This window comes from Bacillus sp. 522_BSPC (assembly GCF_001076885.1).
Classification (GTDB): Bacteria; Bacillota; Bacilli; order Bacillales; family Cytobacillaceae; genus Niallia; species Niallia hominis.
Genome location: NZ_JVDT01000052.1, coordinates 1 through 284 on the forward strand (window position 1 = coordinate 1; position 284 = coordinate 284).

At 48.9% G+C, this 284-nt stretch carries 1 tRNA gene; it reads right to left on the minus strand.

The features are described from left to right. Positions 1–106: 106 nt before the first annotated feature. A tRNA-Leu gene (locus ADJ83_RS04220) sits at positions 107–189 on the minus strand. Positions 190–284: the final 95 nt, after the last annotated feature.

Here is a 284-nt window from a genome sequence, read left to right on the forward strand (position 1 = left end):
TGATCCGTAGTCAGACGCTCTATCCAATTGAGCTACGGGCGCATATTTCCGAAAGCGACTTTATAATCATACAACATATTTTATCGGCTGTCAACACTTTTTTTGATGCGGCCGAGAGGACTTGAACCTCCACGGGGTTGCCCCCACTAGGCCCTCAACCTAGCGCGTCTGCCATTCCGCCACGACCGCACTACAAGAGATAATTTATTGTACATTCATAAATCTTTTTCGTTTATTAGATGGTGCGGGTGAAGGGAGTCGAACCCCCACGCCTTGCGGCGCTA